Source organism: bacterium (genome assembly GCA_040754625.1).
Classification (GTDB): domain Bacteria; phylum JACRDZ01; class JAQUKH01; order JAQUKH01; family JAQUKH01; genus JAQUKH01.
In genome coordinates, this window is sequence record JBFMCF010000083.1 from 17757 (window position 1) to 41411 (window position 23655).

Genomic DNA, 23655 nt, shown 5'->3' on the forward strand with positions numbered 1-23655 from the left:
CATGTTTAAAAAAAGCATATTTTATTTAACGTTTTTTGTTGTTTTAAGTTTATTTTTTATATTTGGAGAAAAAATATTTGCAAAAGGCCCGCATACTAATGAGTCCACATATACCGGAACAGAATTAGCCGGTGTATGCGCGGCATGCCATGTGCCTCACAAGGCGGTGGGGGACAGGTTATGGCCGGTGGGTTTAACAGATACAACAGGCAAAACAACTATTCAGAACTTATGCACATATTGCCATTGGCAGACAGAGCTCGATGCTGACCAGGATAGTACGGGTACTTTTTATCTGGGAAAATATCAAGCCCACATTTTAGGCCGGGCGCATGGCAGACACGGTATAGCTTATAAAGATTCTACAGGTGCGTATGAAAGTCCGATAATAAGACGTTACGGCCCGGGGCATTTATACCGCAGCAGTACAATTACAAGGGATGGAGATGCCGTTATGGGATATGAGAGCCTGGGATATCCCGATTTCGAATCAATCGCGGTTTATGCTGATCCTGATACTACGAACAATGATAGTGTATCGGTATTGCCTCGTCTGTCCTGTACGTCCTGCCATGACCCGCACGCTGAATACCTTGCCGGAAATTACAGAGACAGACAGGGAGCGCAGGAAACTTATGAGTCCGCGGCTGATAATTACATCTTGAATATTGTCGGAGATTATGAACCGCTTTCTACGACTTATTATTCTGCGAGTGTATTTGGCAGGACGAGATCGGTGTGCATAGCCTGCCATGGGACATCCGGGAGGCCGTCAGGAACAGTAATAGACGGGTTAACCCCTCCTCTTCCTCCTCCCTCAATGGGAGACCATAGATTAGGTTCAATATCGAAATGTACGGGATGTCATGCATGGGACTGGCCGCCTGCCAATTGCGACCAATGTCACGGCCCGAGCGGGCCAAGTGTTAAAAAAGACGACCATTATCCGCAGGATTATTATAATAATACCACTTATACAGCTTTTACAATAAGAGGAATTGGGGCTCATGACACCCATGTCAAAGGTGAAGAATATGCCTGTATGATGTGCCATCCCAGTCCAACCGATACAACTCATAATAATGGTATAGTAAACGTGGTATTTAATACGGATTATATTTATATTGACGGGACTACTTATGTTACCGCGGCAATCGGTTTCCCGGGCGGAACGAAAATTAGAGACACTGATACCTGTAAAGTTACAGGGACGGGCGAAACAAAAGATATCAGATGTATAGTTGCATGCCATGATCCCGTTCTCGGCGGGGTAGTCGATAACACCACTGAGGTTTTGTGGCCTACGGTCGCAGTAGGAGAAATAGGGAATCCTTATGCGACAGCGAGTATTATCAACCTGGACAGCCTTTATACAATTCTTTCCTGTATTTCCTGCCATGAAGCAGTCGGCAATATTTTTAAGATATCCAGCGCTTCGGATTCCTCAGCCCATCCTTTTATAACAGCGTCTGTTATTACGGAAAGAAACTCTTGTGAAATTTGCCACAGGGACCACCAGTGGGTAACATATAATACCACTAAATCCAGATGGATGGGAAAAAGTGACCCCTATACGCTTTGTGACACCGTAAGATATCATACCCATACCAGCAGGTTCGATTCAAGTTCTGATGTATTTAATAAATATGGAAATACAACATCAACTTTTGAATGGAACCCGTTTGTATTTAATTCAACGGATGCAAGAGGTTTTAAAAATCCCTCGATAGCGGACTATTCAAATGCGGAAACAGTATTGTATCGTTTTCCTACACGGTTTGGGACCACAAGTTATTATAATACGGTTTATAATATATATAACGAGGGTTATAATACGGTTGGAATATGTGACCCATGTCATGACAGGACCCCGTTTGAGATACTTTACGGGACTGCGATTCGCCATGATACCACTGTTGAGCCGAAAAATTTAGGGTCTACTTATTATTTCAGAGGGCCCAAGGCAGCCGCGTTTTTTTACGAAAGCGCCCTGTACGATTCTGGCGGGATACTCGGGACTACCGGGATCGGGGGACACGGACAGAGTTTAACCCAGGTAAGTAATCATAGAATGGGCGATTCGAGGCTGCCCGGTGTTGTTGATGAACAACGGGTGAAATGCCGGAGCTGCCATCTCTATCATGGTTCCATGATACCCAAAATACTTGATACGGCGGCAAACCGGCCGCCGGATGTATATGCCACAACCGGAGCCCCGGGGGCCCTGGCGTATGCTACGACAGGAAATGATAATAAGTTTTGTTACCGCTGTCATTTTTTTGTATATGATAATGGTTTTTATTCTTCAACAATGTATGAATCATCAATACACGGCGATACAACGCAGCCTAACTTTATAATATGGTCTGATACCACCAGGATTGGGCCTTACGCGCCTTCAAACGGGCATCCTGAAAGTTATTACTGGAAACCCCCGAAAGGAGACACTACTTACAGGCGGGGTCTTTGTATTTATTGTCATGAGCCTCACGGCGGTTACGGCTGGGACACTAATGTATTCGATACACCGGGATTTTCAAGTTTTACGCGCGCAGGGACGAGAGGATCGCGCGTTTTCGGAGAGAGATATGGAACCGCGGTAAACCTTGGAGATGAAATCCTTTGTTTTAAATGCCATACTTTTGATTCAACATGGAATGTATTCGGGGAAACCGTGTGGTCAACCCCTTATTATGCCGGCAAGGTTTATAATGCGAAAGACTGGTATGATAAGGGTGATACTACGGTCAAGAATATAAGCGAATACTTTGATACTTCAAATGGAGGCAGCCGTCATCGTGTTCACAGGAATGAACAGGACACTACGCTTGGCAACACTGATTATCTGATAATCGAATGCATTAACTGTCATAACCCGCATACAGTCAGGAAAGATACTACACATGACAGTGTGGTAACAAACCTGATGTATCCTTTCAAGCCTTCTGAATTTATATATGATACCGCGGTAACGGACAGCACAAGGGAATACAAAGTTTATAATAAATTCTGCCTTGTCTGTCATGATTCAGGCAGTGAGGTTAATTCAGACAGCGGTATGATTTATTTAGACAGTTCCCTTGATACATTATGGGGAAAACTTCCAAGGGGGATAAAATTTTCAAAAAAAGTCTATTGGGGTGAAGGAGATACATCATCCCCGGATGATACTACCCGTTTCCACAGCTGGAACAAAGAAAAATACTATAATTCAACCGGGCATGGTGTGGATTCCACCCTGAATATTGGCGCCGATTATGAAACTGACCGGCTGCCGATGGCCAGGCGCGGATCATACGGCATGTCCTGCGCCAGGATAGATGAATTTGCATGTCATGACCCGCATGGGAACACCACCAATATATCTCTTTTAAAAACTGATGTTAAGCACCCGGCTGGGTTTAATTATAATACCCCGCATATTTATGATACGAGTTATAATCCAGCAGATGAGCCGAAGACTGTTGACAGATGGTGCGCGGCGGCATGCCACCAGATAGGAATAAGAACAGGTGAAAGAGATTGGTCCCATGCCTATACATATGTCCGAAAAACGAGTGACGGCCCCTGGGACAGCGGGATATATGATTATGGGACGGACAGCAGAAAAGACATTGATATATATGACACGGGAGGGACCAATGAACCGGGGATGGATAATTCAGCGGATAAAAATCAGGATACTTCCACTTCCTGGATGCATTCTTCTTTTAACAGGGTGCCGGGAGACGGCAATAACTGGCCTGATGAATCCCAGTGGGGATATGATACCAATTACAAGAATAATTTGCCGGCAAAATCAGATGCCGGGAGGCGTTTTGTGTGTTTTACATGTCATGACCCGCATGGGACAAAAAATCATGGAATGATAAGATATAAATTTAATGATGATACGACTGATCCGAACAGCAATGAATTATGCACGAGGTGCCACAAGTATCAATAAGCACGGGCATGAATAATTTTTTATGAAACTTCCCAATAATGTTTTAGGTATATCTGGTTGGATGAGGGGAAAATGAGAGATAACAAAAAGTTGTTTATACCTATAATAATATTTTTGGCAGCAATCGGTATTTACAATTTCAGCTGTATAAAATATGTATTCGGATATGCGTATGACACAACTCAGAGTAAAAATTGCGCCGGCTGTCACAGCATAAGAAAATCAAAGGCAAAAACCGGCACATGGGCCATAAGAAGTGATGTAATCAGAATAGTGGACAGCACTGAAGATTTTAACTATGACAGATGGTCATGTGATATCTGCCACAGGGACAAGAGAAGTAATTTTGGAGACCTTGAAACCGCGTCCGCGAAACTGCCTTCCGCGCATCCTGTCCCGGTCAAGGGAATGGAGAAAGACAAATTGTTGAATGACGGGAAAAAGGTTATGTATTGCACGAGTTGTCATGATCCGCTCCAGGTGGACAGGGGAGTCCATTCCACTTATGTCAGTATTTTCAGGTTAAAATTCAGCGGTCTTGACAGCTCAGGAGTGCGCCATTATGACCCTGACCCCGTAGATGATACAGTTGCAGTCGGAGTTGATTCAACTTCATGGTTCTGGGAAAACCCGTTTGATACCTCTGATTCCACATTTAAAGGTTTCCTGAAATTCGGTAAAATCAATCATTATCAAACTGCAAGCGGCGGTGTTTTTGATCCAAAAAATGCAAGGGCCGGCAGGGAACTGGCTGATTTTTACCGGGCGACAGAAACTACAAATGACGACAAGTTATCGCAAACGCAGACAATATATTTTTGTATAACCTGCCATGACAGCAACGGTTTCCCGCTCGATCCGATGAATACTACTCTTAGTGTTGACGACTCAACCGAGAACAGGGTAAGGCCCCCTGGATTTATTGGCGGGGGTGTCAGTTATAATAATTCAGACGGGAACAAGACTAAATGGACCGAGTCGGACGGCGGCCATGTAATCCAGGCTGAAAGTACTAAAACAGGCCTGAACGTGGGAGACAGGCTCCCGTGTATCGATTGCCATGACAGTCACTCTTCGTCATCAAACAGAAAACTGATCAAAGAAGGTTTAGCGATAGGAAAAGGTGAAGATTTTTTTGCGAGAGATTTATGTCTCGCCTGCCATAATACAGGTGTTTCCAACCGTTATTACCCGTCAGGCGCTTTTACTAAATATGGAGAGACTGTGGCAACGTCAATGCTGCCAAAAGAAGATACCGCCCGGGTGGCGGGTGATCCTGATTTACAAAATTACCATTCCCAGACTTACGCAAAGACATGTTATGGTTATGTTGATGAAAGTGATAAATATGGTGTTTATTCAGGATGCCACAGAGATCCCCACACGCCTACAATGTTTTGCGCCGGCTGCCATAAGGACCATTTTGAAGCATATGGAGCTATGACAAGAAAAAGCCATCCTGTCGGAATTGATATAGATTTGTTTACTAAGCCTGTCGGAGATTCACTTAGCATTAATGAGTATTACCATTTATATGCCGATACTATGGAAGTCCCGTTGTTTAATAACAGGATTGAATGCCTGACCTGTCATAATGACCACCCGAAGTCCGGAGATTCAGCTTTTGCCCCGCAGATGCAGGGCCTGCTCCGCGGGGACGCGGGTATAGACATTACAGCTAATCTTGATAGTGTAAAACTAGGGATAGGAAATAATTATAAAAATCATAATTCCAATCAGAATACGGTATTAAAAAACCTGGCGCTGAGTTCAGGACAGGGTATTACCGCGGGCCAGTTTGACAGCCTCCGGTCCATGCCGGAACTTTGTATTAACTGCCATTATCGTATTATAGGAGTTGATAATGACCATGGCGGATTTGACGGCGGCGGTTTCGGGATGTGTGATAAATGCCACAGCATGCACGGGCAGCATTCGGAACCCGACAGCGCGGACATCCCGATAGATTCCAGTAACGTAATAAGGCCCCTGCACTATGGAATGTATATAGCTTATGATCAGTTACCGTCACCCAGTGAATTAGCGGCCGCTGTGAAATATCAAAAGGTTGTGGTTGAATGGGACACTTCCGGTTCGCACGCGATAGATACGATAGATGTCTACCAGGATGTCGGGACGGGAAAGAAATTTTCCAGCCAGCAAAATGAACATTTGCTTCATGAGAAGTTACAGGAAAAGCTGTGTGAAAGGTGCCATGGAAATTCCAATTGGCCGGCGCTCGTGGAAACTTCTGCTACCCAGCCGCCGCCGCCGCAGATTTTCTTTGACTCGGCCGGAAGCAGGGAAGACACCGCGGATGTTTATTTTACTACAACCCAGATTAATATTCTCTACAAAAACAAAAGTACTCATCCTGTAGATATTAAGGGCAGGGTTGTCCCGGGCAGCGGTTACAGTGTAGCCACCGATTTAAGATGCAGTTCAGGGACGAAATACTCAGGCTGTCATACCCCGCACGGGAATGATAACTACGCCCAGTTAAATGTGATGACTGCCATCGGGAACACGGATAACCAGAGCAAATCTATTTACGGGATTGCCGAAGTTTTATATACGTCAGCAGGAACTAAAGCAAAATATGTAAGCGGCATGCATGAATTCTGCGGTTTATGCCATGACAGGTTTGCCGGTAATATAAAGGTTGATTCCGTATATACCCGGCACCCGGTGGGTCCCGGTGTAAGCTTATTAAATCTTTATCCTGCGGCGTCTGAAAGAGCGCAGCTTGGGCTTGATACCGCTTTTATAAGTTTTTTTGATAGTTTGATTCTGGATTATGATACAAATGACTATCCCGGCGGCCGGCCTAATTTTGATTCTTTTCTTGCGGTTTCTGATACATCGAGGACTTTAATAGCGCAGAAAAATTTTATAATGAGCTGTATTACTTGTCACCGCCAGCACGGCTCGAATTATTTGCATTTGAGAAAATTTAACGACAGGGCTGTTTACGAATGTGTAAATTGCCATAGTAAATCTCCGGATATTTTAGAATAGCTTTTTTTTAGGGGGAATTAAAAATGAGACCTAAAATCTTAAATGATAAAACAGATTTGATATCTTTAATATTTTTATTAATATTATCTTTAATCCCCTTTATTTTTATAAAGGCAATAGAAACAACCGATTACCGGCGGACGATGCTTGGCAGTGCCCACGACTTAAACAATCCTGACTCAACAGCATCCTGTCTTAATTGTCACTGGATGCATCAAAGAGGCGAGAGGGTGGAAGGTTATTCCCACTCCTTAATAAGCCAATACACGAGAGATGTATGTTTTGTATGCCACAGCGGTTTAAATCCCAATCTGGAAACGGCCGCTTTAAAGGATTTTGGTTACATTAAACAGGATTTTCTGGATTACAAACCTAAACAATTCCAGGGAGTGGATACTGTCCATTTTTCCGGCCAGATAGGTAAAAATCCTTATGACATTAAAGCGGAATACGGGGTGGCTACAGCGTCAGCAGCCGGGTCATTCCATATGTTTTACAGCACGACCGGTGAATTTAGCGGTATTGACATAAACACATTCAGCTGTTTTGATTGTCATAACCACGGAATTTACGAAAGCACCCTGGATACCATGGGCGGCAGGCTTCCGAGGCTTATATGGTCAAAAGGGTCTTATGCCAACTTTGGCACTACAATAACCAAAGCAGATAGAAAGGATATTAATAAATTTTATGCGACCGAATATTATTGCTTAAGCTGTCATTCCAAGTATGGTTATCCGGATAAATGGAAAACACTGACATGGGATTCCGCGAGGAGACAGCTCAATGATACATTTTTCCTTGAAACCAGGCATAGCCTTCTCGAACGGTATGGAATACGGTCAGACCTGCCCGCTGGCAGTGTCCCTGAGCCGAGGAACCCCTACGGATTCGGCAATGATATTTCATGTTTTGTATGCCATTCAAGACACGCCTCAGCGTATCCTTCTCTGATGCGGGGAGATTTTTCAGAAGTTGACATGTGTATGAATTGTCATTATGGCGCTGCCAGGGACAGTACATATGCTTTTACTTACATACACGAAACAAGCCTGGCAATCAATTACATAACCGCGGGCCATTACGCGGATAAAGGGTATTCTTCAATAGGCCATGTTAAGGATATTGCCCTTGGAGGCCCCGGTGTAGTATGTACGGACTGCCATAACCCGCATGGGACCGGACATTACAAAATGGTCAAGGGTGTAGTAAAAGATCCCAGGTTTAAAAGAGGCGATACCACTTATGATTCTTCGTATAATCTGGAAACCACTTATTCATATATATATGACCTTGATTCTTTAAAGGCGGTCAGCGGGTTTTGCGGGGGAGCATGCCATAATAAAAATTCTCCTGCAAACTATGAGAGATGGTACGCGCTGGGTATGGCAAGTTATACCGATTCAGCAACAATGCCAAGCTATTACCGCGGCCTGCCTTTATATGATTCATCTAAACATAAAGGTGTATATAATTCAGTCCAGACAGCCCCGTTTATTTTGTCAAATTGTTCAGCCTGTCATGACGCGCACGGGACGGTTAATAAGGCCCTTTTATGGCAATCCGAAGAGGAGCTTTGTTTTCAGTGCCATTTTGAGTCAACAATAGGAGGCGCTCCTGATATTAAAAAGTATTTTGATACGGCTGTTTCCGGCAACCACGCGAGGTCCCATCATCCTATTTTTGATACGGGAAAAGTAAATGCGGACCAGAGTTCTGTAAGAGCGGTTGAGTGTATTAACTGTCACAACCCCCATCTTGCGACTAAACAATATCCAACAATATATCCTTATAACTGGTCATTGATAAGCGATTATTCCAGTGTTCTGAATACAAATAACAGTACAGACCATGAAAACAGGGCTAAGTTCTGTTCAGCCTGTCATTCAGAAACATTCCCAAAACTTGATCCAAGAATATATCCATATGGCACAACCTATTCCACTACAATAGCATATCCACCGGGGGTCAGGATTAACGCCAAACAAATTGGGAATGAATGGTTTGGGGTGCAGGGGAGTGCTATACCTGCTACATTAACATATGTTACTAACGGCCATTTTAAATTTCCGGGCCTTATTGACTGTATTAACTGCCACAGCCCGCATGGCTCATCCAATCCGTCGAATATCAGGGATGAAGCATATCTTGACCCAATAGACAGCGCTGTGGACAATTTTATAAGCAGTGTATATGTTAATTTTGGAAATTACCAGGCTTTTTATAATGAAAATACAAAAATCAGCAGAAAATTCTGCTATACTGCGGATACCGCTGTAACTTATGGGTGCCATACACCGCAGTATTTAACCACACAGGTCACTTTCCCGGATAATTTACAACAGGATAGTACCCGGCACAGGACCCGCAGGGTGCCTTTTGGCCCGATAGATTCTTCGTATTATATTGATGAGCATGATCCATATTGGGATACAAATACAATTAGTGCGGTTCCGCCAAGCGGTATTTTGGGATGTTCTGTCTGCCATTATCTGGCACATAACCCTACTCCGGATTATTGGTATGTAAATTCCGCGAAAGGTGTTGCGCAGAATTGTTTAGACTGCCATCATCCGGCAGAAAACACATATAGTTCCACGACCGCCAAATTTTATGGAGGCGCGCCTACACAATACGAAAGCCCGTATGTGGAGTTTGTTACCTCAGGCGTTTATCCGGTATCAACTACTTATGTATCCAAACATCTGGCCTCTGCCGGCATTAATGACACAACGAGCAATTATTGTAAACAGTGTCATGGTGAACATGTCCGGCCCACAAGAACTAATCCTCCTGTTCGGACAGATGAATATCATGATGTGCCCGGGGGGGGTTTTATCGCAAGCCCGGACACCTCGTTTGGCTATGCAACCACATATCTTGACGGCCAGACATTCTGCCTGGCATGCCACAGGGGGGCTTCAAGGTTTGGCGGAAAGATCGCGCCGAATGTTAATGTAACTTATGAAAGCGCCGGGCACGGGAGATTAGGAAGGGGCGATACGAGTTCTTCCGATACCACATACGGAATAAAAGTTTATTGTTTTGATTGTCATACAAAACATTCATCTCAAAACCCGAAACTTTTGAGGACAAAGATTAGAGATTTAATTACTTACAGCACAAGCGATATATGGACCACTATTGTAAGCAACAGGCAAATCCGGGCGGAAGATCTGGACACGGGCTTTAATTATGTATCGGTCAGGACAGTAGGGTACCAGGCTGTATGTTTTGCATGCCATTCGCTCCCCGGTTCAGTTTATGACAGCAGTATATATTACCAGAACAATGCCTGGAATTCAAACCCGGGGACTAAGCTCTGGTTAGGAAAGACGGTCTATGAGAGCGCGGGCCACGGAAATACATTTATTACTCCTTATGCGTATGTGGATACTGCAGAATACGGAACTACAAAACCTGTAAACGGCGGTATGAAATGTTCGTGGTGTCATGAACCTCACGGCCGCGGGACAGACAGCACAGGCGCATTTAACAGTACCTTTAACGACGATATGCTCGAAATCGGGAGCACCACGGAAACAGGAGGAAATATAACTTTATGTTATAAATGCCATAACAAAGTATTAACTGCCCCCGATAGTTCTTACAGCATTGCAAATATTAAAGCGCTTTTTGATTCAAGTTATTCAATGCATGATATTTATTCGACTGCCACAGATACCAAAGTCACATGTCTTAACTGTCATAACCCGCATACAGGGAATAAAGCATATCCGGTTGTTGTTGCCAATTATAGAACTGATGTAAATGCGGGCGATGACGCTTTTTGTATTTCGTGCCATCTTGCGGAGGGGTTAGTGCCGAAATTCAGCAGGGGAAACCCTCCTCCGGATGTTGAGTTCCCTAAAAAGGACGCGCAGGGAGAAGCCCTTACTGGTTTTGATAAATCCGGTTATACCGCGTCGGCGCACGGCCTTGGCGGTGCCTGGTGCCGGACCTGCCATAAACCTCACGGGACAATGAAATTAAAATTGTTAAGAGAAGTTTACGATTTCAACCAGGATGGTCTCCTTGGCGGGCATAGTTATGACACGATTTATACTACAACAAGATATGGAACCACAGATTACAGGGAAGAGGATGTATGTTTTGGCTGTCATCGTAACCACGATAATGATGGTGGTGACTGGAACACCGCATGGGCAGGTATCCCGGATGTCCTCCAGTTTTATCAAATATTTGATACTGTAACAAAGACTTATGGCGAAAGGACCCGTTCTCACCACAATGTTTATCTCGATGAACAGCGCGGGCTGGACTCCACATGGGGAACGACGAACGGGGTTATTGACGATACAAGGGTCGAGTGTGAAAGTTGTCATAACCAGCATAAAGCTACAAAATCCCAGCCGCTTACAGACCCGGACAGCCCGGATATAATAATGAGCGCATGGGGGGACAGCGGTATATCATTCTGTTTAAGATGCCATGACAATGAGCCTCCCCCGGGGATTACAGGCCTTACGGATGAAAAATATAAAAATATTCTGAAAGAATATGGAAAACCGGATATAAACGGAATATATCCGAATTTTACAGGCCATTACCGCCAGATAGACGGGAAACCTTTAGAGTGCCGTTTATGCCATAGTATGCATGGGTCAAATTATTCTAAACAAATCCAGGATGCCATGGGTTCCGAGCTTGATACTTTCAAGATGATGCGTAATATGAGAAGTGTGGCATTAACAGATACATCGCTCGGCGGCAATGACACGCTGGCTTTAAGCACCGTTACCGAGATTTGTTTAAGCTGTCACAGCGGAAAATCACAATTCTATGACAGAAACATGCTTGTATGGAGAGATATACCGATAGCTCCTCCGCCGCAGCGGGTGGATTTGTATGTGAATACCGCTGTATATCACCCGAGATTACTGGATACTTCACTTGACAGTGCTATTTATATTGCTTACGCGGACACGGGGCTTGTCCGGAAAAAGGTAAAATCTGTTTATTCAACTGTATTTAACATTGATGATACTACCGTGGATGCCGCCGGATGCAACTGCCACGGCGCGCATAATCCTTACAAGGCGGCTTCAAACGAATTTTCTAACTGTTTTAACTGCCACAATGGATACGCGGGTATCCCGGACCAGCAAACGCCTTTTGATACAGGTAAATTCAGGGATGGCCCTGCGCCGTTAATAAAAGACGATAATACGCTTTTACTGCTCCATTTAAACGGGAGTTATGACGGAGAAAGCAAAGAAGGATCAATTGAAAATACCGGTTTGGCATATGTCGCGGGAAAATATGATCTCGGGCTTTCTTTTCAAACAACATACAGCACTACGAAATTAGCTTATCCGTTGTGGACCACTAAATCCACAGGCGCGCCCGGCCAGATTGGCAGGGTCCAGCATGTGCAGAGTAACGATTTAACCCTCCGGTTCAACAATACATGCAATGATGAAGATGCGGGAGGCCAAAGATATATTAACAGCCTTTCAACGGCAACAGGGGTGAGTTATGTAGAAGGTTATATCCCGGGCATTACAGGGGCCGTATATCTTGGAACAGGCAATAACCTGACCTGCAGCACGACCGCGGCCGGTGTTACGCCGTTGTCCAGCAAGAAAAATATTGATATATCGGATTCCACCAATAACGGGTCGGTCCAGGCATGGGTAAGAATCGACGATCCCGGGACAGGAATACAGGATACGACAACGGATAGATATATATTCATTCACGCGACTACAAGCGCAGAACCTTTTAAAAACGCAATTTTCCTCCGGCATTCCAATTTTAATACATGGGACATAGGCGTAAGCGATGAAACAGGAGTCCAATATAATATAGTGTCCGCAAAGGATGAATTAACAGCAGGCTGGCACCATATAGCAGGAACATGGTCGAAGGCCGATAAACAATTAAAAATATATATTGACGGGGTATTGGTCGCGTCTGAAGGGGCGTTGTTTTTCCCTAAATATACAAGCACGACATTCCGTATAGGTTCTTCGAGTGCTGCCGCAGGCGCGATAAATACCGCCCTTGATGAATTCCAGATTTCAAATAACACAAAACCCGGTGCTGAAATTTTAGCTGATTACAATGGGGAAAATGAAATGAATTTCAGCGCAAGAAGAGGGACCCTGGCGTTCTGGGTAAAACCGTATTGGAATGGAAATGATAGTGAAGATCATACCTTTTTTGAAAGCAATTATGATACCAATAACTATTTCAGGCTCCAGAAAACAAGCGCCAATAATTTAACGTTTACAATAAGAGGCAGGGCCGCGTCACCGGTTGCTGTCTCTTACTCAGTTAATGATACCGCCACCCTGCCGGCAGGCATCTGGTCGCATATCGCGGCTTCATGGGAAGATTTTGATTCAAGCCGCTCGAAAATGAAGCTGTATTTAAATGGCATACAGGTGAATAGCATAGATACCGCCACAATGATGGTATATACAGATACCGCTTTTTATATCGGGTCTCTCGAGAACGGCACGCAGTCGGTAAAAGCGGCCATGGATGAGGTTTGGATAACAGATATTATGCAGGATACTTCTATTATTTCATCCATATATGCTACTTTAAGCAATACAGGCACAGGTTCAACCACAAGCCCGACAGAAAGTTACCTGCCGAACCCTACAAGTTTAACTTTGTTATTGTCTTATGATACTACATACAATGGGGCGAGTGGGGAACAGGCTTTGAATACGAGTAATATTTCGCGTGTAAGCGGAAAATTTGACAGCGGCTTGTCAATCAGCGGGAACGGCACCATAAGTTATTTGTCAGGAAATGGTTATTCGTCATTGGCCCTGGCCAATGGTTTTAATAACAGCCTTGGGATAGGTGTCCTTGATTCAACCGGGCCTATTACATGGACACAGGGATTCTTAGGCGGCACGGCCGGCGGCGTTTTAATTGATTCATCAGATGTATTAAGCTACAACAATAATACATTTTTAATTTATTATTATTATAATGACGGGACCGGTATTATGAAATTGGCCTGCAAGGAAACGATTAATTCCACCCCGCCGGATTCAACTAATCTTGGTTCTCAATTCTTATTGGGAATCGGTTCCGGCAGTTCGGACCAGGCCCAGGCCCCTGATATAATAAAACTTAGTGACGAGAGATACAGGATTTACTATGGATATTCTTTTAGTTATTACCAATTAGCATATAAGGAGACTATTAATACAAACCTGCCTGATTCAACCAGCCTTGGGTCGCGCCAGTTGTTAGGGATAGGGTCGTCTTTATCAGACCGGGCGAACGGCCCTAATATTATAAAGCTTGATAACGGGAAATACAGGATTTATTATTTTTACAATGATGGGACATATACGCAGTTAGCTTACAAGGAAACCAGTGATACAAACCCGCCGGTAATAACTAATATTGGTTACCGACAGTTATTAGGTGTCGGTGATTCTATTACAAATCAGGCACAGAGTCCGAGTATTATAAGACTCCCCGATAATAAATATAGAATATATTACGCTTATAACAACAATACCTTTGCACAACTGGCTTATAGGGAAACGAATGATACAAATGCGCCGGATTCCACTAACATTGGTTCCCAGCAGTTATTAGGTACAGGAACGTCTGCCAATGACCGTGCGAATGCCCCATATATAATACAACTTTCAAATGGATACTACAGGATTTATTACCAATATTATAATGGGAGTTATTGGCAGTTGGCTTATAAACAAACAAGTAATGCCAATGCACCGGATTCATCAAATACTTATAGCCAGCCGCGGATTACGATAGCGACAGGGGGTTATAGCACTGCCCAGGCATACGAACCAAGTGTTGTCCCGAAGAATAAAATAAATGCGAAAAACGGGACTATCCAGGTCTGGGTCAATATTAATTCAGGTATTAAAGATACGGGGAGCAGAAGATATATTGTCCGGTCAACGTTTGATACATCTGCCGCTGACCCAAATAATAGTCTGGCGCTCTTTCACGATACTGATGCAGCATGGAAATTTACTTCAAGAAATTCAACAACGACAAGCACTGTTTCTATAGCGGATAATCTTTCTTATGGCTGGCACAATTTTGCGGCAACATGGGACACCTCCGCCCTGAAATTATATATTGACGGTGAACTGCAGAATTCAGTATCAAGTCCAAACCTGCCGGACAGCACGGCAAGCCGTTATTATGTCGGGTGCGGCGGGGGAAGCGGCCAGATTAATACCGCGCTTGATGAATTGCTGATCGATGGAGCGGCAAAAACCCAGAGCGAGATTCGGACAAACATTCAGGCTTCAAGCTATAATTTCAACCCTGTTTCCGGGACCGTTGAGATGTGGATGAAGCCGATAAACTGGACAGGGACAGATACGACAAAACAACACTATTTATTTGACGCCCATAATAACAGCCTCACAAAGGACCGTGTTTCATTATATTATGACACAACGAAAGAGATTAAGTTCGATGTTTACTCGTCAACAGGGGTTTTAAGAAGCGCTAAAATAGATGTAAGCACATTTTTGGATTCAACGACATTCCGTCATTACGCGGGCACGTGGGACCAGTATAGTGTGAATTTATATATAAACGGTATACTGGCGGGCGATACCGCTTACACGGCAGTGTCCGACCAGAGGGCGGTCAATTTATCAATCGGAAGCAGCGCAAGAATAACAGGCCAGGCAGACGCCATAATCGATGAGGTCAGGATATTTGATGTCCTGCGCGACGATGCCGCGATTAAGGCGGACGCGGGCGGAGTATATGATTATAAAATGTATTTCGCGAATAGTTTTGATCCTTATGACGGCGGGAGCCGCCACCCGATAAATATGGAGAGCGATGCCTTTGATTCGAGTTTTGGGACGGATGTATCAAAAATGGAATGTTTGAAATGCCATCTCCAGCTTGAAAATGACACAACTTTATATCACAGGAGAACAGGCGGGCTTATAAAATTTGTTAACGTGGACAGCAGTATGGTCTGGAACCAGCGAACGTGGAAGTATGATAACAGCACAAAAGCAAATGTTACTAAATTCTGTTTGTCCTGTCATATGAGGCCGGACATCAATTTTGACACAATTACAAATTTAGGGGCCTCCGGATACACCTTCAGCGGTTCTTCTCCTGCTTATGGAGGGAAACCAGTCCAGCTAAGACCGTTAGACAGTACCGATACACCGGTATCAAAACCGGGTGGTGGAGTTTATTATCCGATAGATACTGCATCAGCCCATTTTGACTCAAGCTTCGGGTCAACCGCTGTCGGCGGGTTAAGCTGTACAGATTGTCATGACCCGCACGGGTCGATCAATAAGTCGATGCTGCAGGACTTCGAGGAGGCCAAGGAACAGAAAGATTATAACCGTGACGGGATAATGGCCCGCGAGATACAATATCTGGATAAGGAAAATGTCCGGCTGTATCAATTAAATGAAGAGAAATTCTGTTACTTCTGCCATAACGGGAGATTCAATACCACAGGCGTGAACCCGCCGGGAAGCATTCCGGGCGACCCGCTTTACTGGAAGATGAAGGACATTGAAAGTAAATTCGCATACCAGGGTGCCCATCATATGGTAGATGACGTGGAACAGGACGCGAATGATGTCAGGATAGAATGCACAAATTGCCATAACCCGCATACCGCGAAGAGAGATGCGGTTGTTCTTAACCCGCTGACAGGACAAAGGGCTTATGTAACTGCCACGGTCCTTATGAATACTTTTTGCGTAGGATGCCATGGTGACAGCACAATCAGTAATGTGATCCCGACCACGTGGGATGAGGGTATAAAATTCCCCGGGTCCATGATAAACAGGCCTGTCCCGGAATGGACCGGCAATTTATGGAATAAGTTCAATAAACAGTCAATGACTTCAGGAAATAAGCATTTCCAGAATGTTGAATGTGCGGCATGTCATGACCCGCATGGAACAAGCAACTACCGGCTGTTAAGTGAAACTGTTTTAAATAGATATACGGCCCTTGGCGGCAGCCCGTCAAGCCCGTCAACTACAAATGTCTACGGCCTGCAGTTAATGCTTCAACCCAAGCCCGACGGCAGGAAACGTTATGAGGTATACAGCACAACCTATGGCACGGTTGTCACAAATTACAGCATTAACAGATTCTGTTTTGGGTGTCATAATAAACCGTATGGATACGACCCTGATTACGCGAGCAGTTATATTTACCCCGGAGAAACCTGCTACAGCCAGTGGGATTTCGGGGTTGTAGACAGTTCATCGCAATGGACAAATTTTACAAAATACGATTCTATAATGACTGTGGGCGGCGCTTATAAATATATAGCGCCCGATGTTTATGGAAAAGATAAAGATTGTGATTACTGTCATAATCCTCATGGTTCAGATTCCACCCGTATACGCATGGTGCGGGACAATGTTCCGCAGGATCTGGACAGGAACTCGCAGACCTTCGGGGACCGTGTTGACAGCGCAATGTGGTTCCAGGACGGTTATCCTGCTACTGGAGTGGATTTCTGCCTCAGCAGGGGATGCCATGTTACGAATCGTTTTGCCAAATTGGGGCCAAGAGATCCAAATTATGTTCCTGGCGGGATGTCAACATGGTGGACTAAACCCTATGACCAGTTCAATTTGCTTACATATGGCACGTATGGCGCGTTGCCATTTTCCAGTATAAGACCGGGAAGCTTTAAACCGGATGGTATAGCATATACTACCGCGCGGGCGTCAAAACACCCGATAATGCCTTACGATGATTTTATAAACCAGGGAAATACGTTGATTTGTTTATCATGCCATACACCGCACGGTTCGCCCGGGAATACCGGATTGGCCGCGAGTTACGGCAGTAATTATGAGTCCACTTATCCCCAGGACGCCGCCGGGCTTCGCCGCGCGTATTATAGAAGAATATATTGGTGGCCTGTAACCTTCTGGAAACGAAGCAGTCCGGCCGACATTGCAATCGGGCATGCCTATGGCGGCACTCCTTCTAATAATCAGTTTGCAAATTTCGCAAATTTTAATTATGATTATGATGTCAACACCCTCCTGCAAAACGACGCATATTACTCACTTTTTGTCACCCGCAGAATAACAACATATTATAATCTTTATGGGACCCAGGAGATGCATCCTGATGGTGCAGTAGGCACAGAAAATCCTATGCGATACGGTGAAAAAGTTTTTAATCAGAATATTCCCTCGGCCGGAAATGATCTTTGCTATATGTGCCATCCTATGCCGGAAATTGCAGGAGCTACCGGCTGGCCTGAGACTACTTACATAGGAATTGATACCACAAAAACCCGTTTTGTAGGCCATGAGGCGGTAATAGGCGGTTCAAAAATAGGAGAGACTAAATTCGGGACAGGGAGCTCGGTAGGGAATATGGGCCTTAATCTTAGAACGTTCATCGTCCGGAGTGATTTTCATAAATTTACATGTTCAATGTGCCATGGCCCGCACGCCGCTACAAATGAAAAATTATTGACCAACAAATGTTATGCTTATAATTTCCGGAAACCGCCGACACTTGACACTCACGGTAATGATGTAGATAACAGGGGCCGTCCTTCCGTATATTGCCATCCTTATGACAATACAGGCCCGACAAACTGGAATTACAAAGTTAACTGGAAGGACACCGAGCCTGGAACAACATTCGTCGGGTGGAGAAATATGGTTGACACCACGAAGATGGATTTTGACAGGCCGCCGAACAGCATAGATACATTGTTTGTATATTTTAATACAACCGGTGTTTACGATACGAATACGGTAATTCCCGGGCTGAGTAATCTTTATGTAACATCCAGTGATTTTGATGTTGTCCTCGCATGGAGGTCCGTCTATGACAGTACAAGATGGATTGACCATTATAACGTATATCGCGGAGAGACTACACTTACCCAGGCAAATAAGGCCTATAAGACCAACCCGCCGGGTGTTACCATTAAAACATGGCCGGGATGGAATTACAGCTTTGTAAGCCGCATTTATGACAGCAATCTTACACGGCCGACCGGGGAATTTAATACATTATATACCATTGACCCGTCTTTTGCCCATACCCTTGGAAAAAAATATTATTATATTGTGGCCCCCGCGGATTCTTTTAATAATGAGGCGCTGACACCAAACTGCCAGGATACAGCAGGGTCTTATTACACAAGCACCAATACCGTTGCTCCAAGGCCGGTTACCGCCTTGAGCCTGACCCAGGAGACATACGACAGCGGAGGTTTTAATTTCAAGATGCGTTTTATCTGGCAGGACCCGGGGGATAATATAGCTACTAAAAATTATTCTTTATACTATAAAATAATAGATACTGCCCAGTTTAATCCAAGTTATTCTTCGCTTAGCGCTTATTTGACTGATTATATTGTAACTGTAACTGATACAAGCTTCAATACGGATATAATTTCTGCAATAAATTTCGGAGATTATTATGTTACTACTCATGCAAATGAAAGTACAATGGATTCAGACGCGGTAGTTCAAAGGAAAGTATATGTTTTAGGCATAAAGCCGGCCGATAATCAAAATAACACCGCGTCTCTTTACAGCATAAAATATATAAGAATAGCAGATCCTGTTCCATCCATGATAACTGATTTGAAAGCAAGGCCGGATATAACGGCTAATCTGACTGATACTACAAATAATAGATATAATGTCAGATTAGAATGGTCGGTCCCATGGGATAATGCTCAAAGCATAGAGTCTGCTTCTATCCCGATATACAAGATTTACCGTAAACTTAACGATCCTATTAACCAGATTGAGCTGAATACCTATAATTTGATAGACACTGCATTGACAACTATTGAAAATATAGCGGTTTTAACCGCCTATAATTCCGTGGCCCTTTCTCAATATAATTTTGGAAACGTTATTACGTATACGGATAATGTTGAGCCGAATAAGGTATATTATTATGCTGTAACCTCAATAGATAAATACGCGACTGCCGCGGCAAATCTCGCAGACACTGTTTATGGTTATACCACCGACCGCGCGGGCAGGTTATACCGTGAACAAATATTGCCGGGTTATAATACTAAACTACTTAGCCCTTTAAGCAGTAAATTTAAAACGGTAAAGTCAAATACTTCTTTCAGGTTCTCATTTAATGAAGCCACCTATGAAACAGCCTATTTTAAAGAATACAGGTTCTATGAACGTTTTGAAACGGACAGGGCCTGGAGGTTTAATTCCACTTATTTTGAAACTGCAATGATTCACGCGACCACTTCTGTCTGCTGGACGCCGGGTTCGGGCTGTCATGATGACAGGCTGAGTCACGGAGATACCTCAGAGTGCAGGGTTTGCCACCAGGGTAACGCGCGGGGCAGGCTTGATATAGATACCACTTATCCTGTAGGGACTTATTATTTTGCAGGTTCAATTGTTTATAATAGCGTCCGGATCATTATTGATGGAAGGCCGGCAACGGTCAATAACCTGGAATCACCTTTGAATGAAATAGCATCATTGACCGTTTACGATTTGATTCCTCCATCTCCGTTTAATTATTTAAATTACACACTTGTGCCGGAAAGGGAAAACGGTTACGATAGTGTCAGGCTCTCGTGGTCCGGAGGACGGGATACGACTAATTTCCAGAATTATATAATCAAGTACCGTCCCGAAATGGCACCCTACAACCAGTGGTTAAGCAGTTCATGGGTAACGCAGGACACCACAGTAATTAATACCTATCAAACCACCTGGACGGCACTGTATCCTACGCCGGACAGCCGATGGCAGTCTAGTCTGGCCCAGCCTAAATACGGCGATTTTATTTATAGATATGAAATACAGGCCTGGGATTCAGATTATAATTATTCGTCAATAAGTACTCAGATATCGACACGTCCGCCGTCCGGTGTTGTAGGCCCTGGTTTTAATTTGCAGGGACTGGCAGGACCTGAAATCAGGTTAAGCTGGACAAATATGTATAACCTCTCGTATGGAACAGATTATTCAGCGACAATAGGAGGATATAAACTTTATGCAAAAGAAACGGCCGGCACAATAGACCACATTTTTTACGGGACAACACTTAACATTGATACCGCTTATGGTATTAATTTGATAAAGACCATGACTCCGATACTTGATACTACAGCGTGGCCGCAGGGTAACCAGGCACTTAATTGTTATGTTACTGCAAGCAGCAACCAGCCTTACGCGTCGAACGCAAACGATGGAAGCTTAGCGTCACTGTGGCTTGCTGATGCTTATGATACGTTCTCGACAACATATATTATGTTTGATTTAGGTGCAAGAAAAGAAATAGCCACCATAACATATAATAATTCTATTGAAGGAATTAGTTTTGCGGTGGATAGTACCGATAGTTCCCAGGGTTATACTATATTGGTCGCTGATACAAACATGGTTTGGGAAACAGTTGTTTCTAAACCTGTAAATACCCCGAGGGGCGAAGTTGCATGGCCGAGAACAGGAGCTCTAACACCGATTCAATACATAATGGTAACCAATTTCAGCAGTTACGCCACTGATAATATTTCGGGAGCTGTAACTGAATTAAAGGCAAACTATCCGTCAGATACAACTACGACCGTGTTTAACCATGCAAATAATAATCCCTTGTTCAAGGCCCTTATCGGCCGCAGGTATGCCTATGGTATATATTTAGAAGATACAACAAGCGCCAAGAGCCGGTCGGCGTTTACAGGATCATCCTATTTAGTGCAGGATATTAACAGGCCGTATTCGGTTATTGACCTGGCGGCATACGGCTCAGGCAAGGACAATTACATACGTCTGAAATGGTCAAAACCGTACGATGATTCCGGAGGTATCGCACGTTATGAAGTATGGCGCAGGGAAGATAACCCGGACATTGTAGATAATAACGGATATGATTTCAATAAAAATGTGCGTCTCAGTTCAACATACACGACTGAATTTTATACGGACACAAGTACTCTTTCATCAAGCCCGTACTGGTATGCAATTTGTGCGGTAGATTCTACCGGGAACAGGTCTCTTTTTGCGGGTAAAAACTATTCAGTTTCTGCTACAAAAGGAAAAAATAAGGACACAACGCCGCCCGAACCGACAGTTTTGCAAAAACTTGATTACAGGAAAGTCAGGGACGGCGGCCCGGATGTTACTCTTGGCTGGAAGAGCACAAAAGATAAAAAAGATTACGACACGCTTGGCCAGGAGGACACTACTTTATATCCGATACCTTCAGATTCAACAATAGGGATCTCTATATATTCGATTTATAAGGTGGATTACGCACTGGATTCCACTCCTTTTGCCAATGAACTTGAATTGCTTGGCAGAAACACTTTTAACAGCGGCTATTCAACCACCCTGGGAGTTGTAGCTGATGGATGGAAGGCCGGGACATGGGGGTCGACTAATGTATTGGCAAGTATTGACAGCACGTTGTCAAGCCCTGCCCAGAAACTGAATATTTATAATTATAACGGTGATCCAAATGAACAAATAACAGCTAATCCAAAGTATGTCAGGAGCGCGGCATACCTTAAAACAACAGGCTACACATTTGAGACCTCAAGATACATTATCAGCGGCATGGAAACAGCAACTACGCATTATATATTTGGTTTATGGTTAAAAGCGGAAGGCCAGTTTGTGGCCCAGTACCCGGGTAATGTTTATGTTGATATAGCAACTAAATTAAATTCCGGAAATGAGTCAACTTATACCTTAATAGCGAGGAGGACAATTAAAAAACCCGGCTACAACTGGAAGTATTATATACTCAATTTTGTGACTCCGACAAGCGGCCTGGATTCTACAAATGAAAATGGTATTATGATTTGGGGAAATAATGACGGGAACATATGGATGGACAGCGCCAGACTGACATATCTGGGAAGACCGACAATAAGAAAACCTGAAACTACAACAGTTGACATGGATGTCTCGGCAAACCAGAATTATGTTTATGCCGTGACTGCCGTGGATTACCTTGCGGATAATAACCCGGATGACGGTTTTATCTATGACGGAAATGAGGGTGATTTTGAGAGCAGTATGATGATTGGTACTGATGAAAGAGAACCGTATTTTGATTCCGCGTATGAATCAATATGGGACAGTACGCCGTGGCTTATGCTTACTAATCCCGCCCGTGTATTTAAAACCGGCACCACTCCTACTATATCTTTTATGGAAGGTGCGACCCCGACTGATTATGTAACGGTTCAGTATGGAGGTAACGGGCTTATTTTTGATTCTGATAATATATTTAAAAACGGTGATTTTGTGAGTTTTAAAATGAAAATTATGGACCCGGTTACGAACCTGCCTGATACGACTATTTTGCAGGGAATAGGTTTTCTATATGTTGATTACAGCAGGCTGGATGTTACACGGTGGGGTGTTTATTCACCTGTCCCGCTTGGCGACGGGGAATACAAATACTATTTTAGAATCAGCACGGATGATTATCTATATTACACGGCGGGAATACCACAACTGCCGGACACACCCTATAATACTGCCACAGGCATGTATGAAAGCTTATCCAAGATTGTCATTTACGCTGTAGATAAAATGGGGAATGGGCCGTATTTTGACGATACTACCGGACTTGATACAACAGATAATAATCCGGACACTACTTATCGGTGTATACTTGATAATGAAGTCACGGATGCGCCCGGCAGCCCCGGAGGAGAGGAACCATAA

3 protein-coding genes are annotated in these 23655 nt (G+C 44.0%); all 3 read left to right on the forward strand.

Features of this window, described 5'->3' with window-relative positions; genetic code table 11:
• The first annotated feature begins 1 nt into the window (after window position 1).
• The 3 genes from AB1498_07315 (at window position 2) to AB1498_07325 (ending at window position 23655) form a co-directional block, all read left to right on the forward strand.
• On the forward strand, window positions 2-3946 hold the full coding sequence (locus AB1498_07315) for a cytochrome c3 family protein (protein ID MEW6088098.1): 3945 nt from the start codon (window positions 2-4) through the stop codon (window positions 3944-3946).
• Between the two features lie 72 nt (window positions 3947-4018).
• Complete coding sequence (locus AB1498_07320; GenBank protein ID MEW6088099.1) at window positions 4019-6964, forward strand: hypothetical protein; 2946 nt, start codon at window positions 4019-4021, stop codon at window positions 6962-6964.
• Between the two features lie 23 nt (window positions 6965-6987).
• Window positions 6988-23655 carry a cytochrome c3 family protein gene (locus tag AB1498_07325; GenBank protein ID MEW6088100.1) on the forward strand — a complete coding sequence of 5556 codons (16668 nt, stop codon included), beginning with the start codon at window positions 6988-6990 and terminating at the stop codon, window positions 23653-23655.

Excerpts from the sequence above, each read along its gene's own strand:
- AB1498_07315 (MEW6088098.1), top strand. The coding sequence starts at position 2 with ATGTTTAAAAAAAGCATATTTTATTTAACGTTTTTTGTTGTTTTAAGT.
- AB1498_07320 (MEW6088099.1), top strand. The coding sequence starts at position 4,019 with ATGAGAGATAACAAAAAGTTGTTTATACCTATAATAATATTTTTGGCA.
- AB1498_07325 (MEW6088100.1), top strand. The coding sequence starts at position 6,988 with ATGAGACCTAAAATCTTAAATGATAAAACAGATTTGATATCTTTAATA.